The organism is Sedimenticola sp. (assembly GCF_050289425.1).
Taxonomy (GTDB): Bacteria; Pseudomonadota; Gammaproteobacteria; order Chromatiales; family Chromatiaceae; genus Sedimenticola.
The window spans coordinates 1-923 of record NZ_JBNKFS010000053.1; the positions used below are offsets into that span (position 1 = coordinate 1).

The window sequence follows — 923 nt, forward strand, 5'->3', positions numbered from 1 at the left end:
GTAACAGCCCATCTCGTACAACCGTTGCGCCACCTCGGCCACCTTGTCGGCGGCGATCTCGCCTTCATAGGGGCAGCCCAACACACAGGAGACATAACCGCGCACCTTCAACTGGTGCTGTTGCGCCTGCACCATCACGTCGCTGTAGCGGGCGATGCTCTCTTCGATGGAGCAGTTGATGTTCTTTTGGGTGAAGCTTTCGGAGGCGGCGGCGAAGATGGCGATCTCTTTCACGCCCACGGCCAGGGCCGCTTCCAGTCCTTTCAGGTTGGGGACCAGCATGGGATAGCTGACGCCCGATCTTGGCTGAATGGCTTGAAAGAGTTCGGCACTGGAAGCCATCTGCGGTACCCACTTGGGAGAGACGAAACTGCCCGCCTCGATCACCGACAGGCCGGCCTGTTCCAGTTTCTGGATCAGCGCCAGCTTGACCTCCAGCGGTACCGGGGTGGGTTCGTTTTGCAGTCCATCCCGGGGGCCGACTTCGACGATTTTTACCCGTTGTGGTAGTTGCACGGTTTTTCCTCTGGCTTGCGGTTGTGTTGTGCCGTTCCGCGTGGGCACATAAAACGTGCCCACCCTACATTGGTAATTCGATGCGGCACCCTTTCGTAGGGGTAGGCCCCTGTGCCTGCCCGCGGTGGTACGGCATATCATTTGGGCAACCACGGGCGGTTGCCCCTACATGGGTGGCGTAGTGCCTACCCTTTATTCAATCACCCGTTGCACCCTTTCGTAGGGACAGGCCCCTGTGCCTGCCCGCCGTGGTACGGCATATCGTTTGGGCAACCACGGGGGGTTGCCCCTACACGGGTGGCGCAGCGCCTACCCTCAATCACCCGTTGCACCCTTTCGTAGCTTGACTGGCTTCCTGATACTCTTCGGGATTGGCAATGAGGCGGGGGGCCACTCTACGCACGAGG

General features: G+C 60.2%; 1 protein-coding gene. It reads right to left on the reverse strand.

All coding sequences use genetic code 11. The features are described 5' to 3' along the window. On the reverse strand, positions 1–516 hold a 516-nt coding region (locus ACQY5R_RS18170; RefSeq protein ID WP_428610703.1), incomplete at its 3' end, for a hydroxymethylglutaryl-CoA lyase. Between the last annotated feature and the right edge of the window lie 407 nt (positions 517–923).